Origin of the sequence: Streptomyces hokutonensis (assembly GCF_042751305.1) — a bacterium.
GTDB lineage: Bacteria > Actinomycetota > Actinomycetes > Streptomycetales > Streptomycetaceae > Streptomyces > Streptomyces hokutonensis_A.
This window is the reverse complement of sequence record NZ_JBHYWD010000048.1, coordinates 1-16,585: the sequence shown is the minus strand read 5'-3', so window position 1 is coordinate 16,585 and position 16,585 is coordinate 1. Positions and strand designations below refer to the sequence as shown.

15 protein-coding genes and 1 pseudogene are annotated in these 16,585 nt (G+C 69.5%); 6 read left to right on the top strand and 10 right to left on the bottom strand.

Annotated features, from left to right (window positions below):
- Nucleotides 1-212: 212 nt before the first annotated feature.
- Nucleotides 213-833, top strand: a complete 621-nt coding sequence (locus ACFXC1_RS50830; RefSeq protein ID WP_381257206.1) for a TetR/AcrR family transcriptional regulator — start codon at nt 213-215, stop codon at nt 831-833.
- Nucleotides 834-1,080: 247 nt separating this feature from the next.
- Here ACFXC1_RS50830 and ACFXC1_RS50825 read toward each other — a convergent pair whose 3' ends face one another.
- From ACFXC1_RS50825 to ACFXC1_RS50805, 5 genes are all read right to left on the bottom strand, one after another.
- Nucleotides 1,081-2,103 carry an alcohol dehydrogenase catalytic domain-containing protein gene (locus ACFXC1_RS50825; protein ID WP_381257203.1) on the bottom strand — a complete coding sequence of 341 codons (1,023 nt, stop codon included), beginning with the start codon at nt 2,101-2,103 and terminating at the stop codon, nt 1,081-1,083.
- Nucleotides 2,104-2,163: 60 nt separating this feature from the next.
- Nucleotides 2,164-3,600 (bottom strand): carboxylesterase family protein, encoded by a 1,437-nt coding sequence (locus ACFXC1_RS50820; RefSeq protein ID WP_381257200.1) that lies wholly within the window; start codon nt 3,598-3,600, stop codon nt 2,164-2,166.
- A 526-nt stretch (nt 3,601-4,126) separates the two neighbouring features.
- Nucleotides 4,127-4,405: a hypothetical protein gene (locus tag ACFXC1_RS50815; RefSeq protein ID WP_381257197.1), complete on the bottom strand. Its 279-nt coding sequence runs from the start codon at nt 4,403-4,405 to the stop codon at nt 4,127-4,129.
- 1,203 nt (nt 4,406-5,608) lie between these two features.
- Nucleotides 5,609-5,950, bottom strand: coding sequence for a hypothetical protein (locus ACFXC1_RS50810; RefSeq protein ID WP_381257214.1), 342 nt, complete (start codon nt 5,948-5,950; stop codon nt 5,609-5,611).
- The gene (locus ACFXC1_RS50805; RefSeq protein ID WP_381257194.1) at nt 5,833-6,618 is read right to left on the bottom strand and encodes an ISAs1 family transposase; all 786 of its coding nucleotides are present in this window, start codon (nt 6,616-6,618) and stop codon (nt 5,833-5,835) included. The genes ACFXC1_RS50810 and ACFXC1_RS50805 overlap by 118 nt, the downstream gene beginning before the upstream one ends.
- On the opposite strand from ACFXC1_RS50805, the gene ACFXC1_RS50800 reads away from it, so the two are divergent.
- Nucleotides 6,564-6,776: a hypothetical protein gene (locus ACFXC1_RS50800; RefSeq protein ID WP_381257211.1), complete on the top strand. Its 213-nt coding sequence runs from the start codon at nt 6,564-6,566 to the stop codon at nt 6,774-6,776. The two genes, ACFXC1_RS50805 and ACFXC1_RS50800, sit on opposite strands and share 55 nt — an antisense overlap.
- A 190-nt stretch (nt 6,777-6,966) precedes the next feature.
- Here ACFXC1_RS50800 and ACFXC1_RS50795 read toward each other — a convergent pair whose 3' ends face one another.
- The 3 genes from ACFXC1_RS50795 to ACFXC1_RS50785 are packed head-to-tail and all read right to left on the bottom strand — an operon-like array spanning nt 6,967 to nt 9,730.
- Nucleotides 6,967-7,542: a hypothetical protein gene (locus ACFXC1_RS50795; protein WP_381257191.1), complete on the bottom strand. Its 576-nt coding sequence runs from the start codon at nt 7,540-7,542 to the stop codon at nt 6,967-6,969.
- Nucleotides 7,539-9,041 (bottom strand): ATP-binding protein, encoded by a 1,503-nt coding sequence (locus ACFXC1_RS50790; protein ID WP_381257188.1) that lies wholly within the window; start codon nt 9,039-9,041, stop codon nt 7,539-7,541. Before ACFXC1_RS50790 ends, ACFXC1_RS50795 begins: the two co-directional genes overlap by 4 nt.
- Nucleotides 9,038-9,730, bottom strand: coding sequence for a response regulator (locus ACFXC1_RS50785; RefSeq protein WP_381257186.1), 693 nt, complete (start codon nt 9,728-9,730; stop codon nt 9,038-9,040). The genes ACFXC1_RS50790 and ACFXC1_RS50785 overlap by 4 nt, the downstream gene beginning before the upstream one ends.
- A 167-nt stretch (nt 9,731-9,897) precedes the next feature.
- Here ACFXC1_RS50785 and ACFXC1_RS50780 point away from each other — a divergent pair, with 167 nt between their 5' ends.
- From ACFXC1_RS50780 to ACFXC1_RS50765, 4 genes are read left to right on the top strand one after another with little or no spacing between them, the layout of a single operon-like run.
- The gene (locus ACFXC1_RS50780; protein WP_381257183.1) at nt 9,898-10,872 is read left to right on the top strand and encodes a DcrB/PsbP domain-containing protein; all 975 of its coding nucleotides are present in this window, start codon (nt 9,898-9,900) and stop codon (nt 10,870-10,872) included.
- Nucleotides 10,869-12,359: a peptidoglycan-binding protein gene (locus tag ACFXC1_RS50775; protein WP_381257180.1), complete on the top strand. Its 1,491-nt coding sequence runs from the start codon at nt 10,869-10,871 to the stop codon at nt 12,357-12,359. Before ACFXC1_RS50780 ends, ACFXC1_RS50775 begins: the two co-directional genes overlap by 4 nt.
- A 47-nt stretch (nt 12,360-12,406) precedes the next feature.
- Nucleotides 12,407-13,114: an ABC transporter ATP-binding protein gene (locus tag ACFXC1_RS50770; protein ID WP_381257208.1), complete on the top strand. Its 708-nt coding sequence runs from the start codon at nt 12,407-12,409 to the stop codon at nt 13,112-13,114.
- Nucleotides 13,111-14,397: an ABC transporter permease gene (locus tag ACFXC1_RS50765; RefSeq protein ID WP_381257177.1), complete on the top strand. Its 1,287-nt coding sequence runs from the start codon at nt 13,111-13,113 to the stop codon at nt 14,395-14,397. The genes ACFXC1_RS50770 and ACFXC1_RS50765 overlap by 4 nt, the downstream gene beginning before the upstream one ends.
- A 53-nt stretch (nt 14,398-14,450) precedes the next feature.
- On the opposite strand, the pseudogene ACFXC1_RS50760 reads toward ACFXC1_RS50765, so the two are convergent.
- Together ACFXC1_RS50760 and ACFXC1_RS50755 are read right to left on the bottom strand one after the other, a co-directional pair.
- A pseudogene (locus ACFXC1_RS50760) lies at nt 14,451-15,363 on the bottom strand (transposase).
- A gap of 42 nt (nt 15,364-15,405) precedes the next feature.
- Nucleotides 15,406-16,185, bottom strand: a complete 780-nt coding sequence (locus ACFXC1_RS50755) for a phosphotransferase (RefSeq protein ID WP_381257175.1) — start codon at nt 16,183-16,185, stop codon at nt 15,406-15,408.
- Between the last annotated feature and the right edge of the window lie 400 nt (nt 16,186-16,585).

Genomic DNA, 16,585 nt, shown 5'->3' with positions numbered 1-16,585 from the left:
TGAGACTTCGAACACCTCCCCCAACGGCATGGGAGCCTCGTGCGTTGCGCACCCCGTCGGCGTCACCCGATCGGTGGCGGAGCTGAAAACGCTCACTCCCTCAGTGGTTCGCCGGCTTCACCCCCAGAGGCCAAACCGAACTGTTCCGTTTGACTCTACGCGCCGATCACCCGAATGCCAAACCAAACAGTTCGGTGCTCTATCCTGGGCCCATGTCCCAGTCCCGCGACTTCGGCCAGACCGCAGCTCCCGCCGCCCCCGGCGACACCACGCGCGAGCGCATCCTTGCCGCCGCCATGGAGGAGTTCGCCCGCCACGGCATCGCCGGCGCCCGCGTGGACCGCATCGCCAAGCTCGCCAGGACCAGCAAAGAACGCGTCTACGCCTACTTCCGCAGCAAAGACGCGCTCTATGCCGCTGTCGCTGCACGGGAGTATGTCGTCATCGCCGAGGCCACCCAGATAGACCCGACCGACCTCCCCGGCTACGCGGGGCGCCTGTTCGACTACTTCGTCGCCCGTCCAGACCACCACCGCCTGATCACCTGGGGCCGCCTCGAACTGCCGGGCACCGCTACCGGTGCCGACGATCCCACCCAGGCAGCGATCACCCGCAAAATCGACCTGCTACGCCAGGTGCAGCAGGCCGGACAGCTCGACTCCGCCTGGGACCCGGCCGACGTCCTCGCCCTGGTCAACCAGATCGCCACGACCTGGGCGTCACAACCCGAACTCAGCGAGGCCGCCGCCACACACGCCGTGGACCCCACCACCGCCGCCCGCCGCGCCGCGGTGGTGACCGCTGTCGAGCGGCTTTTCCCCCGAGCACGCTGAGGTCGCCCGGACCGGCGGCAGCCTGCTCGAACATTACCGAAACGGTGCCGGCCGCCGTTGCGGCTGCCCATGGGCACATCCTGCTGACGAATCAGAGCTCCTGGCCAGGGGAACAGGTGCCCGGTGGGGCAGGCACGGGCGCCCCTTGCGCCTCACGCGGTGTCAGGATTTCGTGCTCACCGGCGCTTACGTTGACGGCCCTCGCGCATCGAAAGTGGTTGGTTGTCGTTTCTCGGTTGCCCGGGTCTCAGTCGTCCAGGACGACGACGTGCTTGCCCGGCGTGGTGCCGGACTCGACGTCGGCCTGAGCGTCACGGACCTGTTCCAGGCCGTGGTAGACCTTCGCGACCGGGGCGTTGAGGCGTCCTGCGGCGATGGCCTGGAGCTGGTGAGCGAAGACGTCGGCCGGGAGGTCGGCTGCCTGACCGCCATAGGACGTCAGCCGCACCCCGCCCGGGATCATGAACGGGCTGAAATCGGGGATCGTCCACTGGCCCGCCAGGGCTCCGGTGAAGCAGACCGTGCCGTGCCGGCGAACGGTGCGGAGGGTGTCGGCGAGAACCGAGCAGCCCACCAGCTCCAGTACGGCGTCGACACCCTCCGGCATCAGCTCGCGCACCTGGTCGGCGATCGTGCCGCTGTCGACGAGTGGATGGTCGACGCCCGCGGCCCGCAATTCCCCGGCCCGACCGGGGCTGCGGGTGGTGGACAGCACGATGGCTCCGAGGTCCTTCGCGATCGTGGCCGCGCTCAGCCCGACCGTGGAGGTGCCGCCGCGGATCAGCAGCGTCTGCCCGGCCTTGAGGTCCAGGCCGGTGGTCAGCGATCCGTAGGCGGTCTGGAACATCTCCGGCAGCGCACCGACGACCTCCCACGGCAGAGCGGACTCGAACGGGATGACCTGCCCGGCTGGGACGCTCACGTACTGGGCGTACGTGCCGTCGTAGGAGCGGCCCATGCCGCCCATCATCGTGGCCACCTGCTGTCCCGGCCGCAGCCCGCTGTCCTCATCGGCCTCATCGACCACGCCGACGCCCTCGATGCCGGGCACACGCGGGTAGCTGACCTCCGCATCCGACTCGCCCTTGCGGGTGGTGACCTCGGACTCGTTGACGCCGAACGCCTTCACCCTGATCCGCACCCAGCCGGGCTTGCGGACAGGCACCGGCACATCCTGGATCTTCAGTGCGTCGAGGCCGCCGGGCCGGGTGACGACGACGGCCCGCATCGTGGCTGGTGCGGCCTCGCCGACTGCTGTCGGTTGGCTCATGTCGGATTCCTCACTCTGTTCGCCCCCCGTGGTGCGCGGTTGGGTATCGCCCGATGCCCGTCAGGGGCGGTCGATGCCCTCCCACAGGTCGAGGGCCTGCTGATAGTGGGTGGTGGCCTCGAAGGGAGGGTTGCCGACGCTTTCCGAGGTGGGCCGGTTAGTGACGGCGGGCCACAGCCGGGGCTGCTCGCCGGTGGCGAAGTCGAGCACGATGTCGCGGATACGCTTGTCACGCTCGGCCTGTTCCGCGCTGCGGCCCGGCCGCTCCTGGCCGACCAGCGCGTACATCTCGGTGCCGTGCACGGCGGGCGCGCCCTCGGCGGGCCCGATCATCAGGAGATGGGCGTTGCCGCCCGCCGCGGTGTGCGCCAGGGCGCCGCGGGCTGCGGGGAGCCCGAAGATGTAGTCCGACAGGAGTGCGGCGCGGACTTCGGCAGGGGTGCGGCCGCCCTGGTCGTAGGCGTCGACGATCTTCTTGGCGCGGGAACGGGGAATGCGCCACCCGGCGACCTCGTCGACGATGCGGTCGACGGTGTGCGGGTCGAACCGGTGGAGGTCGTTCGCCACCCACCAGCCCATGTCGTCACTGGCCATGCTCAGCAGCACGTCGACATCACGGTGTGCGCCCGAGGCGAGTTCGTCCATGGGGTGGGCGTGCAGCACCGCGCCGGGCTGTCCGGCGTCCAGGACGACGCCGAGGCTCTTGCTGTCCATCCCGCCACGGACTCCGAGGTCCGTCGGGGTGACCTTGTGCAGGGCAGCCACCAGGGAGGCCGTATCAAGGTCGAGCAGCTTCTCCGGGTTGTCCGCGACGCCGAGCTCGGTGACGAACCGGTGGGCGAGTTCCTCGGCCCACCAGGCCGGCTGGAGACGCGAGGGCCCGGCGGAGAAGCCGGCCAGCCGCCGGTACAGGCCGCCTGCGGAGGCGGCGCCGAGCAGCCCGAAGGTGGCATAGGCGCCGCCGCTGTGGCCGTAGACGGTGACGTTGTGGGGGTCGCCGCCGAAGTGGGCGATGTTCTGCTTGATCCAGGTCAGCGCGGCGATGACATCCTGTAGGCAGAGGTTACTGGCCTCGGCGAGCCGCCCGCCGTACTGCGACAGCGAGAGCGCACCCAGCGCGCCGAGCCGGTAGTTGACCGACACACCCACCACGCGCCCCGACGCGGCGAGACCGGAGGCGTTCGAGGTGACCTGCGTGTTCGCGCCGTACTCGAATCCGCCGCCATGGATGTACACGGCCACCGGAAGCGCCTTCCCGGCCGGCTGCTCGGGAGCCCACACGTTCAGGTTCAGACAGTCCTCGCCCATCCCGCTGTCCGCTTCCAGCCAGTCGCCACTGTCGGGCTGGACAGAGACGACGCCCTTGCGGTCATAGGGACGGTTCGGATCGAAATCCGCGACCACGGGGCTGCGGTACCGCTCGGCGGTGGCGTACGGGATTCCCCACCAGGACCGCACCCCTGGTGCAGTCGGAGCCTTGGGAGCGGTAGCGGTCATGGCATGTCCTTCCAGCGCGGTTCGGGTGTTCGCGCGGTGCTTCGGCGGCTGGTTGCTCGCGGTGACGTCTCCCATCGTTTCCCGGGATCCGACAAAACGCCGGGCGGGTGGCGGTCACCCGGTGGTCATCAGGTGACACTTCGGCAACAAGATCTCGGTGCAGGCCATGAGCTTCTACTACATGACCGACGGCCGGATCGTCGGCGAACGAGGCCGGCCTGACCTCCCGCAAGAGGTCGGTCTCTTCTTCTTGATCCGGCGTCTTCGCGCGAACAGCGCCCGCTGCGGTGAGAGCTGTACTCCCTGTCACCGAGACTCGTAGGGGTGCGGTGTTGCGGCTGCTGAGGCGGTCGGGAGATACGCAGGAGGCGGCGCCCCTGGCCCGGATGGCTGTCGCCGGTCGTCAGGGCGGCCTGGCTCAGGGAGCCGCTGAACAGAACCAGATCCTCGGCGATGAGATCGGGGCGCAGCAGGCCGTCGTTCGTCACAAACCCCGCCCGGCTCGCGATCGCGGTCGGCCGACGTCCTACTGTCCAAATCCCGCGGTCCCCAGACCCTGGCAGAGACGGTGGCCGAGCTCGGCCGGCGAGCCCGCGCCGCAACACCCGAGGAGGCGGCCCGCGCCGGTGACCGGGTCGTGATGGGCAACCTGCCGGCTCCCTACCGGGAGCTTTCCCGCCGCCGCACTGCCGGGCAAGGTCGTGCTCGACATCGGAGCGTCCGTGACGCGCCGTACGACGAACCCGACGACGGCCGCGTCGGCCTTGTCGAGCCACGTCACGTCGTCGGCGATCACCAGCAGCACGCGCTCGGCGGCCCTGGGCAGCGGACCACGTCTCGCCTCAGCGGTAGGCGTCGCTGCCCCGGGAGGAACGGGATGAGCAGGAAGACCGGCGGCTGAATGTGCGGGAGCCGCCCAGCCCGGCCGCTCCGCCCCGCCTGTCGGTCCTCTCTGGGCCGTTTCCAGTACGGGCTGTTTTCGCGTCCCAACTCGGACCACACGCCATTCGGACTGCGTCCGTGCCCCGCCGACCCGGCAGGCCCGCCCACTCGAAGGTCCCTGGGCAGCACTGCTGATTCCTCGCGTCCAGCCAGCGTCCAGAATTCGACGTCCAGACGCCCACACAGCCCACCCACGACGCCATCCTCCAGCCATGGGCCGATTCGTCTGCGCAGGTCAGAGTGACCTCAACTAACGCTGACGGCAACGGAGTCGAACTCACGAGCAGCGGATCCAGTCCGTCCAGGCAAAGTTGACGATCCGACACCCAAAAATGAACGTTTCCGCAGGTCAGAAGCCTGCACAGGTGGGGCGGGTGGGACTCGAACCCACGGCCGACGGATTATGAGTCCTTTGAGGATCTTGGCGGTCCCTGCCGATCAACGCCCATCCTTGACGTTTTCTCAGGTCAGATACGGTTATCCATGTTGGGGCTCGTCAGCCCTTGTCGGTCTGTTCCTGTCCTTGCGGCCTCAATTCGGCCTCAATGAGGCCCGGCAAGATCGCGCTGAGGGTGTAGACGATGATCGCGCCAGTTCAAGGACAAAATCCGAACCCGTTCGCAGCGGATTTTCATTCCAACGCACAGAAGCCTTCGCGCCGCACCACTGGCGCCCTGAGAAGATCCGGCGCTGGGGACGTATCGGGTTGATGCATGCGGATGTCAGTGAACCTGCCCTCACGCAAAGGGCGAACGAGTTCCTCGCACTGACCATCGACGAGAACATGCGCTCCTACGTGCGGCAAGAGTCGAGCGACGCCCGCTACCAGAGCGGCCCCTGACTGCCGCCCTGGAGACGAGCGGGCGGCGCGAGCAGAGGCCGATGCCTTCCTCGTCACGGATGAACCGGGCGACACCGTACTCAGCATGCCCACCGCCAGCACCTCCCGGCTGCTGTCACACCTACCACCCGGGGTCTTCTCAATCAGTTTGGGGATGGGTAACGGAGTAGCGGAGGCTCTCCGAATCCAGGGCTTCGGCGTAGTCGGCGGGCGTCCGTTTCGTGATTACTTGAGGCCGAGCGGGGCGAGCGGGCGGTCCGCGTTGCGGGCGTTGTGTCGCAGAGCTGCGGCGATGTTGGTCGCGCCGGCCGGCCGCAGGGCGCCGGTGGCGAGGTTGCGCCAAGTGGCCATCGCCCGGGGCGCGTTGCCGGTTCGCAGCTGTGAGGCGTCTTCGGCGAACGTGGTGTCTCTGACGTGATGCAGGGCCTCGATCTGCCAGTGATCACGGATCAGGGTCGCCGGCTGGGCGGGGTTGGCCTGCTCGGCGGTGAGGCCGGTGACGGCGTAAACGGTCTTGATGGTGGTCCTGCCGGTCTTGCGGTCGGTGCGGCGGCGCTTGATCTGCACGGCCTGCCGGGCTCCGGGAAGAGCAGGCTGTCGACCGTGACCACCTTGATCCGTCGGATCTCCGAGCGTCCGTGGCCGATGCCCCGCACGCGGCCCTGCAGCGGGATCTCTGTCCACGGAAGGGATCTGAGCTGCTTGCGGAGCTTCTTCTGGTTGCCCTTGACGATCACGATGTAGTGGGCTTCACGGCCGAGGGGGTAGTCGGCTTGCTCGCGTTGGGCGTGCATGGCGTCGCTGGTGACGACCACCCCGGCCAGGTCGGCCATGGTCTCCGGCAGCGGCTTGAAGCAGGTGATCTCGTTCGTCTTCTCGCCGACGTCCAGCTGGGCCAGGGCCAGGCCGGTGGTGTGCTCCAGGGCTGCGAGCAGGTGGATTGCGGCCGTTGGCCCTGGCCGCTCCGCGAAGGCTCTTGCCGTCGACCGCCGGGCCGCGCAGTCGGCCCTGGGTTCGGTTGCGGCGGCCGGCGAGCCAGCGGCCGACTGCCAGGTCCAGTGCGTCGCCGTCGATCCGGGCCGGCAGTCGTCGGACCGTCGTTTCCGCGGGCAAGGACCGTTGGGGGAACAGGGGGTCGAGTCGCACGCCGACGTGTTCCCGTACGTGGGGTGCAACGTCGGTGATCCATTTGCCGACCGCCGGCAGCGACGTTGCCCCCCACCGGCACCGCGCACGCGGCCAGGGCAAGGACGCCCACCGGAGCGTGGCGCACTCCACGGGGATCACGCGGATCGGGCACCTGGGCGAGGCGGCCCAGCAGTTCGGGCACTTCTTCCGGCTCGGCCTCTGGATGCTCGCGGAGTTGGTCAAGGACAGACGGGATCAGCGATGATGCTTCGGCAGGCACGGTCTTCCAGGCAGATCACGGGGCGTCGAGAACTCCATGATCTTGTAAGCCGTGCCTGTTCCGCTCTCCCCGGCGGACCGTCATGAACCGGATACCCGGCGACTACGCCGAAGCCCTGGGTCAGGGCCAGTGCCACCGAAACAGCCCGGTTCCCAGGCGCAGGGCAGCGACACGTCTATCCGGAACGGGAGGCGGCGGCAGACCTCCGGGCCTGGGCGGGGCAGGTCGCGTCGCGCCCTTCGGCGCTCCAAGGACTCTTGGCGCCTGTCACGGTGGCCTTGATGACCACCTCCACCGATACGACGTCCGGGTCTTCGGCATGGTGGGCACCGGCGGCCGTACAGACCACCTGAGCGAGGGCGTCCCCGACCAGCGGCTTGACAGTGGCCGCGAAATCCGACGGGTCGTCGAAGCGCAGCTCGATCGACACCTTGGCGCCATCGGCCCGGACCGTCGGACCCTTCTTCAGCTTCCGCAGCAGGCTGCCCATGCCCACGCTCAGTTCGGATCTGGTCGGGCCCTGGAACAACAGTCGTACGGCCGCTTCGACGCTGGGCCGCTGGGGGATCCTGCGGGGGACCGCGACCAGGCCGCCCTTGCCCGTGAAGTAGAGCGTGATGGTCGACCGGACACCGGTGGCGGGTTCCCCCGAGCCCACCACACCGGTCGTGGGGATGCCGCAGGCGCCGAGCAGGAGCGCCCCCGCGAGAAGAAGCAGCGCGGGCCGGACGGCCCGGTGGACAGAGCTCACGGATGGCTCCCCTCGGCCGGTTCGGCCGGTACTGGTCGTGGCTCGTCCTGTCGCAGCGGGAGCTCTACGGTGAAGACGGCGCCGCCGTGCGCACCGTTCGCCGCCTGGATGGTGCCGCCGTGCAGGTGGACGTTCTCCGCGGTGATGGCGAGTCCGAGGCCGCTGCCCTCGGTCCTGGTGCGGGCCGTGTCCGATTTGTAGAAGCGGTCGAAGACGTGGGGCAGGACGCTTTCGGGGATGCCCGGTCCGCTGTCCAGCACTTCGATGACCGCCCGCCGCCCGTCGTCCGGGTGTTCCCACTCGAAGAGGTGCAACCGTACGGGGCGTCCGCCGTGCCGGAGGGCGTTCCCCACCAGGTTGGCGACGATCACGTCGAGGCGGCGCGGGTCGAGGCTGCCGCGGAGTGTGCCCGGCGGTGGAAGCCGTGCCTCGACCGTCTCCAGCCAGGCGCGGGAGGCGAGGGTGCGCCGGACGGAGTCCGCGAGGTCGATCTCGTCCAGGTGCAGACTGGCCGCGCCCGCGTCGAAGCGGGACATCTCCATGAGGTCCTCCACCAGGCGGGCCAGTTTGACGGTTTCCTCGCTGATGAGCCGTACGGCGGTGGCGGTGTCGGGGTCGAGATGGACCGCGTCCTCGTCGAGGATGTCGGTGACCGCGGACATGGCGGCCAGAGGGGTGCGCAGTTCGTGGGAGACGTCGGCGGCGAAGCGGCGGGCGCGTGCCTCCATGCGGCGCAGTTCGGAGACCGACTCCTCCAGCGCGGCGGCGGTCTCGTTGAAGGTGTGGGAGAGGTCGGCGAGTTCGTCGGAGCCGTTGACGGCGAGCCGGGTGTCGAGGTGGCCCTCGGCGATGCTGCGGGTGGCCCGGCGCAGCTCGCGTACCGGCCGCAGTACGCCACGGGCGGCCAGCAGCGCGAGCAGGACGGCCAGGATCAGCGCGGGCACCGTGGCGCGCTCGACGGCGGGGACCAGGGCCTGGACGTAGGCCTGTTCGGTGGTCTGCGGCACCGTCAGGAAGACGTCGAGCCCGGACGGGTCGGACGTGGGCCGCTCCGCGGTACCGAAGGTGACCGGCAGGCCGACGACGAGTGCGGGGCTGCCGTGTCTTGTCACCCGCTGGAAGACGGTGTTCTCGCCGGAGGCCACGGCTGTGCGCAGGTCGGACGTCAGCTGCTCGAACGGGTCCTGCGGTGAGGAGGTGGCGCTCAGGCCGCCGTAAGTGGCCAGCACGCGCCAGTTCTGCAACGGTTCGGAGCGCGCCAACTGCTGCGCGAACAGGTTCAGTTGGTTCTGGTCCGGGGGAAAGTCGAGGTCGGCGGCGAGGGTGCCGACATGGTCGCGGAACTGCCCGATCACCCCGTCCTGGCTCTGCTGGAGCACCCCCGTACGAGCTTCCCGGAACGTCAGGGCGCCGGTCGTCAGGGTGGAGACGCAGGCGACCAGCACGAAGGCCACCAGCAGCCGGCCGCGCAGGCCGCGCAGCGGCGGGGGCGCCTTCACCGTGATCTGAACTGGTAGCCGAAGCCGCGCACGGTCTGTATGTAGCGGGGCTGTCCCGGAGGCTCGCCCATCTTGGTGCGCAGCCGTTTGACGCAGGCGTCCACCAGCCGTGAGTCGCCGTGGTAGCTGTGTTCCCAGACGGCTTCCAGGAGCTGCTGCCGGCTGAACACCTGACCGGGCGAGGCGGAGAGGGTGAGCAGGAGCCGTAGTTCGGAGGGGGCGAGGGCGACCGGTGCGCCCTGGTGGGTGACGGTCAGCGCGGCCCGGTCGATGGTCAGTTCTCCATGGGTTTCTGTCTTCGGCGTGGTTCCGTCGGAGGGTGTGCCGCCGACCCGTCGAAGGACGGCACGGATACGGGCTTCGAGCACGCGGGCCTGGACGGGCTTGACGACGTAGTCGTCGGCTCCCGCTTCGAGTCCGACCACGATGTCCACGTCGTCGCCCCGGGCGGTCGCCATGATGATCGGAACCTGGTCGTCGGCCCCGCGGATGCGGCGGCACACATCGAGCCCGGACAGGCCGGGCAGCATCAGATCGAGGACGACGACGTCCGGCCGGAACGACCGCAGCTGTTCCAGCCCGTCCTCACCCGTCCCGGCGGCGGCGACGTCGTGCCCCTGGCGGCGCAGCGCGAGTTGGACACCCTCACGAACAGCGCGGTCGTCTTCGATGAGCAGGACACGTGGCATGTGCTCAGTATCCGTACAACGCCAGGCCAGGCCGGTGCTGTTACCGGACGATCACATACTCGCGGGCGGGTGGGCGGACCCGGCGTCCTGTCGCCGCCATCGGCTGTTGCCGTTTGATCACACTCCGGGCCTGTTGCCATCACACTGCGGGTCCAGCCTCATCCACCATGAACGCACACAAGAGCATGCCGAAGAGGGTCCGCGTTTCTGTGGCGACCGCCCTGGTGATCGGCCTGCTGCCGGTCCTGGCCGCCTGCGGCGGTTCGAGCGACAAGACCGGCACGAGCTCCGACTCCACGGCCGGCGGTGCGAACGCGGCGAACGACAGTACGACGAACGCCGACGGGGCAGTGCAGCTCACCGTCCCGGACGGCGCGGACGCCGAGACCAAGAAGACGTACATCCAGCAGAACACCCTCGCGGCCTGCATGAAGAAGCAGGGCTTCACCTACACACCGCACGTGGTGACGGCGAGCGGCGACGACTCCTTCGCCGGGCTGGACGCGGAGGACTACGCGGCGGCGAAGAAGTCCCGGGAAAAGTACGGGTTCGGCAACTACGCCGCCGCCGTCTACCCCGACGACCCCAATGCCCCCTTCAGCAACCCCGGAGGGAAGGCGGGAGAAAAGCGGGCCGACGCCGTCGCCGACGACGACGAGAAGGGGCTCACCCCCGCCCAGCAGAAGGCGTACGAGGAGGCGCTGTCGGGCCCCCAGGCCAAGTCCAAGGCGGACGAGAAGATCGGCGGCTGCCAACTCAAGGCGTCGATAGCCGTGAACGGACACGCGCTGAGCGCCGCCGAGGAGAAGAAGGCGGAGAACGCCAAGGCGGAGGCGAACCGTGCGAACGGTCTCGAGCTCAACGGCGACGCCCAACTGGTGCAGCTCGCCCAGGGGTACGCCACCTGTCTGAAGGCGCAGGGCATCCCGGTCAGCACCACCCAGCCGACCGGTATGTCCGACATGGTGCGGATGGAGCAGAACGTTCCGGAGAACCACTTCAGCATGTCCAAGGCGGAGGCGCTGCCGCTGCTCACCAAGGAGATCGACCTCTCCCTGAAGGACCTGGAGTGCGGCAAGAAGTTCCGGGCCGCCTACTTCCCCAAGGAGAAGGCCCACCCGTACTACGGAGACAACGCATGAGCCGGTTCAGCAGCCGTAAGCACCTGGGCGCGCTGGTCGGGGCGGTGGTCCTGGTCGGCGCGGGCGGCTGGATCGCCGGCACGCAGGTGCGCTCGCCCGCCGACGCCGCCGCCGCGCACACCGCGCCGAAGGCCGGCCCGGTGACCGTGGCCGTCCAGCGGCAGTCCCTTACCGCGACCGTGGTGGCGTCGGGGTCCGTCGAGTTCGCCTCGCCGCGTCCGCTCGCGCTGGCCGGCGCGGTCGGCACAGGGGCGTCCGCGACCGCGGGCGGCGAGGGCGCGGAGCAGCGGATCACCAAGGCACCGGTCGCCGGTACCAAGGTCAAGGAGGGCGACGTACTGATGGCGGTCAACGGCCGTCCGGTGCTCGCGCTGAGCGGAACCGTACCGATGTACCGGGCGCTGGGCCCAGGTGCCTCCGGCGACGATGTGAAGCAGCTCCAGAAAGCGTTGCACCGGCTCGGATTCCTTTCCGGATCGATCAGCGGCAACTACGGCCAGGGCACCGCGGCGGCGGTCACCAGTTGGTACTCGAGCAAGGGGTACGAGGCCCAGAAGCCCAGCGCGGACGACCAGCAGCAACTGGGCCAGTTGCAGCAGGCGGTGTCCGCCGCCCAGCAGACGCTGCTCACGACCAACAGCGCGAGCAGCAGCGGCGGCGGCGAAACGGAGACAGGGACAGCGGCGGGGACGGATGCGGGCGCGAGCGGCAGTACGAGCTCGCCGAACCCGCAGTCCAGCACCGACGCGCAGATCCACCAACTGCAGCTCGAATCCGCGAGGAAGGCGCTGAACTTGGCGAACGCCGCGCTCAGCACCTTCCAGGCCTCCTATGGGACGAAGGTCCCGGCCGGCGAGGTCGTCTTCTTCCCGAAGCTGCCCGTACGGCTGAACAAGGTGACGGTGAAGACGGGGGACACCGCGTCCGGCCCGATCGGCACCGTGACCAGCTCCGACCTGGAGGTGCAGGCGGTCGTCCCCGGCGCGGACGCCGAACTGCTGCGGAAGGGCATGGCCGTCGAGCTGACGACGACGGCCGGCAAGAAGGCGGCTGGCACGGTGTCGGCGCTCGGCGCCGACGCCGCGTCCTCGACGACCACGGCGACGGGCTCGGACGGGGACAGCGAGGGATCCACCGGGACGACCACGGGGGACACCGGGAGCGAATCCGCCGGCACCTCCGCCACCGACTCCTCGGCCCCGGTCCAGCTGCGGATCTCCGTACCCAACTCGGGCGAACTGGCCGACGAGGCCGAGGCCGCGGTGAAGGTGACCATCAAGATCGGCGCCTCGGACGGCAAGGTGCTGGTCGTGCCGCTCGCCGCGATCCGCACCTCGTCCGACGGAAACGTCCGGGTGCAGGTCGAGCGCGGCGGCAGACTGAGCGACGTCCATGTCACCGTCGGGCTCTCCGCGGCCGGTCTCGTCGAGGTCAAGCCGACCAGCGGCACGCTGGAGCAGGGCGACAAGGTGGTGGTGGGCGAGTGACCCCCGGCCCTGTCCCGGTCCCCGGCCCCGACCTCGCCACCGTCCCCATCCCCGTCGTCTCCGATGCGACCGCCGTCATCGAACTCACCAGTGTGGAGCGGACCTTCGACTCCGAGCCCCCGGTGCACGCGCTGCGCGGCGTGAACCTGACCGTCCGGCGCGGCGAGCACCTCTCGATCGTCGGACCATCCGGCTCGGGGAAGTCGACGCTGCTCAACACGCTGGGCCTGCTCGACCGGCCCACCTCCGGCACCTACCGGCTCGACGGCGTCGAGACCACCGGGCTCGGCGACCTCGAACGCACCGCGCTGCGCGGCAGCCGTATCGGGTTCGTGTTCCAGTCCTTCCACCTCCTGCCGTACCGCACCGTCGACGAGAACGTCATGCTGGCCGAGGCGTACCGCAGGCCACGCCCGGGGCTCGGCCGCCGTACCCGTCTGGCCCGCGCCCGCGAGGCGCTGGACCGGGTCGGGCTCGGGCACCGGTCGGGCTTCAGGCCCGACCGGCTCTCCGGCGGCGAACGCCAACGGGTCGCCATCGCACGGGCGTTGATCAGCGATCCCGCGCTGCTGCTCTGCGACGAGCCGACCGGCAACCTGGACAGCGAGAACACCCTCTCCGTGCTGGAACTCTTCGACGACCTGTGCGCCCAGGGCATGACCCTGGTACTCATCACCCACGACGAGACGGTCAGCCGCCGCGCGGGCCAGCGTGTCCGCATCACCGACGGCCGACTCACGCAGGAGCCCGAGTGAAACTCGCGACGAGGGCGCTGGGGAGGGCACGGACGAGGGCGAAGGCGACACCGGCCGGGGCCCGCATCGAACGCCCCTGGATGGACCCCCGGGACCTGTGGACGGAAGCTCTCGCGGGCGTCATGGCCCGCCCCGTACGATCCGCCCTGACCACACTCGGCACCGTGCTCGGCATCACCACGCTGGTCATCACCATCGGGGTGGCCTCCACGGCCGGCAACCAGATCGTCGGCCGGTTCGACGCGCTCACCGCTACCTCGGTGACTGTGACCGTGCCGTCTGCGGCGGCCGGCTCGGAAGACGAGCCACTGGTGGACTGGTCAGGGACCGACGCCGTCCGGCGGCTGGCCGGCGTGGACTCGGCCGCCGCCCTCGCCGACTCCCCACTGACCAACAGCATCCAGGTGCGGTCCAACGACGTGAAAGCGCCCGGCGACGTCTCCGGCCAGACCCTGGCCGTGGTGGCCGCCTCGGCAGGCCTGCCTGCCGGGGTACGCGGTGCGATGACTTCGGGACGGTTCTACGACGCCGGCGACATCGCCCGGCACGCCCAGGTGGCGGTCCTCGGCGACCAAGCGGCACGGCTGCTCGGCATCAAGCGGGTGGAGGACTCCCCGGCGATCTTCTTCCAGGGCCAGTCGTACACCGTCATCGGCATCCTCGGCGGCATCAGGCGCGAGCAGCGCCTGTCCACCGCGGTGATGCTCCCGCCCACCACCGCGGCGGACCGCCTCGGCCTGGAGGACGTCACCCAGGTACTCATCAACACCGCGCTCGGCGCGGCCCGGCAGGTGGCACGCCAGGCTCCGATCGCCCTGGCCCCCGGGCAGCAGAACTCCCTCGCCGTGGCGGCGCCGGCCGACCTGTCCAAGGCTCGAAACGGTGTCCAGAACGACGTCAACGGCCTTTTCCTCGTCCTCGGCCTGGTCTCTCTGGTAGTGGGCGCGATCGGCATCGCCAACGTCACCCTGGTGACGGTGATGGAAAGGGTCGGCGAAATCGGGCTGCGGCGCGCGCTGGGCGCCTCGCGACGGCAGGTGGCCGGCCAGTTCCTCCTGGAGTCGACGACGATCGGCCTGCTCGGCGGCATCGTCGGCGCGGCCCTGGGCATCGCCGTCGTGGTGTGTGTCGCCGTCTTCAAGGAGTGGACCCCGGTCCTGGACCTGAACCTCGCCCTCGGCGCCCCGCTCGCCGGAGCCCTTGTCGGTCTGCTCGCCGGTCTCTACCCGTCGCTGCGCGCCGCCCGGATGGAACCGGTGGACGCGCTCCGGGCACCTTCTTAAGGGCTGTCCCGTAAATGATCTTTTGCAGGTTGAGCGACCTGCTGGATTCCACGTCACCCGGCAAGAACGAGGTTGTGCAGGCGTGCGATGCCGAGCATGGCGTGCTGAACGCCGTCGCCTCTCAGGCGGCAATCGCGGAGAATCTTCCAGGTCTTCATGCGGGCGAAGACGTGCTCGACGCGGGCGCGGACCTTGCGGTGGGAGGTGTTGTGTTCCTCCTTCCAGGCCGGGAGTTCGGCCTGACCTCGTTCGCGGCGGTGTGGGATGACCAGGCCGGTGCCTCGGTAGCCGCCATCTGCGATCACTGTTGTGTTGCCGACGGCATCCTTGGCTCCGGACAGTTCCCACGCCGTGCAGTCGTGGGGGGGGGGGCGGCCCCCGGGGCGGCCCCCCCCCCCCCCCCCCCCGGCGGGCGGGGACGTCAACGGCGCGGGGTGGTGGGTGGGGGGGAGCTGGGGGCGTGGGGGTGGCGGCGGGCGGCGCGGGCGCGGGCGCGGCCGCCGCCCCCCCCCCCCCGCCCCCCCCCCCCCCCCCCCCCCCGAGCCGGGTGTCGGCGTCTATGACGACCTGGTGGTTAGTGGAGTAGCGGTAGTTCTTCGACTTCTCCGCCACCTGGTGGTCGCGGGTGGGGACCAGGGTGCCGTCCACAATCAGCACGGTGCCCTTGCGGAACCGTCGGCGTTGCTGGAGCGCGAGCGTCGGCCCGAGGTGGTCGATGATGCGGTCGGCTGCCGACTTGGACACCCCGAACAGCGGGGCCAGTTGGCGCAGCGTCAGATTCGTCCGCCAGTAGGCGGCGACCAGGAGCACACGGTCCTCCAGAGACAGACTCCACGGCCGGCCCTTGCGCACCGGATCCGCGCCCTCGCGCCGCAGAGCGGTGACCAGCTTGCTGAACTGACGGGGGCTCATCCCGGAGAACGGGGTTATCCAGGACGACTCCGACGCCGTGATCACACCAGCCACGCCAAGATCATCTCACCGTGGTCTACGAGCCGGAGAAGGTTTTCACTTGCGCCCAGTGCCCAAGAGCGCGTCTCGCTCCGAGCGTATCCAACACTGCTCGGCCAACATCTCAGCCGCGTCACCGCGGACGAGGAAGGTCGCCCACGGCTCGGCGCCTTGCCTGCCGAGACGTTCGATGCGCGCGGCCTCGCGGGACTGAAGAGCGTCCAACGCCTCGATCACAGCCACTGGCTGTTCCCCGTATGCAGTACAGAGCGCATGAAGGCGAACCTGCAGGGTGCTGGAGCCAGTGACCGACGCCCGTCGCTGCTGCTCGATGGGCCGCAGCGGGACGGCGTACCAGGCGAGTTGGGCCAAGTCGTCAATGGCATGGCCGGGTGCCGCGAAGTCCCAATCGATGAAGCCGATGAGCTGGCCACCGTCCCAGATCGAGTTCCATGGGCCGAGGTCTCCGTGCCGGATCACCATGCCTGGCTGCCACTCTTCTTCCTGGCCCTGCCAGTGGGCATCGACCGACGGCCGGAAGGTCCGGACGGCATCGTGGTATCCCCGCAGCCAACGGCCCAGCTCACCAACTCCGTCTGAGGAGCGCAAAGCTTCTGGCCAGGGCGCGAATGCGGGCTCGCCATAGAGCAACGACAGCACCTCGTCGGTGCCGACGGTACCCAACGCGCGGGGAGCCCTGCTAAATCCCACCGCCTCCAGGTGGCTCAGCAGGGCGTGCACGGCAGGGGTCCACGCGCCTGTCGGCCTACGGATCGTCGCGCCGATCCGTCGCACCGTCGTCACACTGCCGCGGTCAGTGGAACCGTCCTCAATCACTCGGCCAGCGTAGTCCGGCCACCTCAGTAGACGCCTTGAATATCAGCGCGCCAGACCCGCGTCCCACGTCCGGCTGACAACACACAGAGTCATGCCGCCAGTTACGGGACAGCCCTTAGCCATCATTCTCGGCATCCTTGCCGCCACTGGCCCCTGGAATTTTGTTGGCTTCAGTCGATCCTTTCCCCTTCCGGATGTCCACCGTGACATATCCGTCAATGTTGTGCTGCTTGGCCCAGGCAGAACCGGCGAATCCACTCGCGCACACAGCGGCGTTGTGGGCGGTCGTTTGAGGAGCGAGACACTGAGCGTTTTCAGCTCCGCCACCGATCGGGTGACGCCGACGGGGTGCGCAACGCACGAGGCTCCCATGCCGTTGGGGGAGGTGTTCGAAGTCTCA

Coding starts and splice junctions, on each gene's coding strand:
- ACFXC1_RS50825 (WP_381257203.1), bottom strand. CDS start 2,103: ATGAGCCAACCGACAGCAGTCGGCGAGGCCGCACCAGCCACGATGCGG.
- ACFXC1_RS50780 (WP_381257183.1), top strand. CDS start 9,898: ATGAACGCACACAAGAGCATGCCGAAGAGGGTCCGCGTTTCTGTGGCG.
- ACFXC1_RS50820 (WP_381257200.1), bottom strand. CDS start 3,600: ATGACCGCTACCGCTCCCAAGGCTCCGACTGCACCAGGGGTGCGGTCC.
- ACFXC1_RS50775 (WP_381257180.1), top strand. CDS start 10,869: ATGAGCCGGTTCAGCAGCCGTAAGCACCTGGGCGCGCTGGTCGGGGCG.
- ACFXC1_RS50830 (WP_381257206.1), top strand. CDS start 213: ATGTCCCAGTCCCGCGACTTCGGCCAGACCGCAGCTCCCGCCGCCCCC.
- ACFXC1_RS50785 (WP_381257186.1), bottom strand. CDS start 9,730: ATGCCACGTGTCCTGCTCATCGAAGACGACCGCGCTGTTCGTGAGGGT.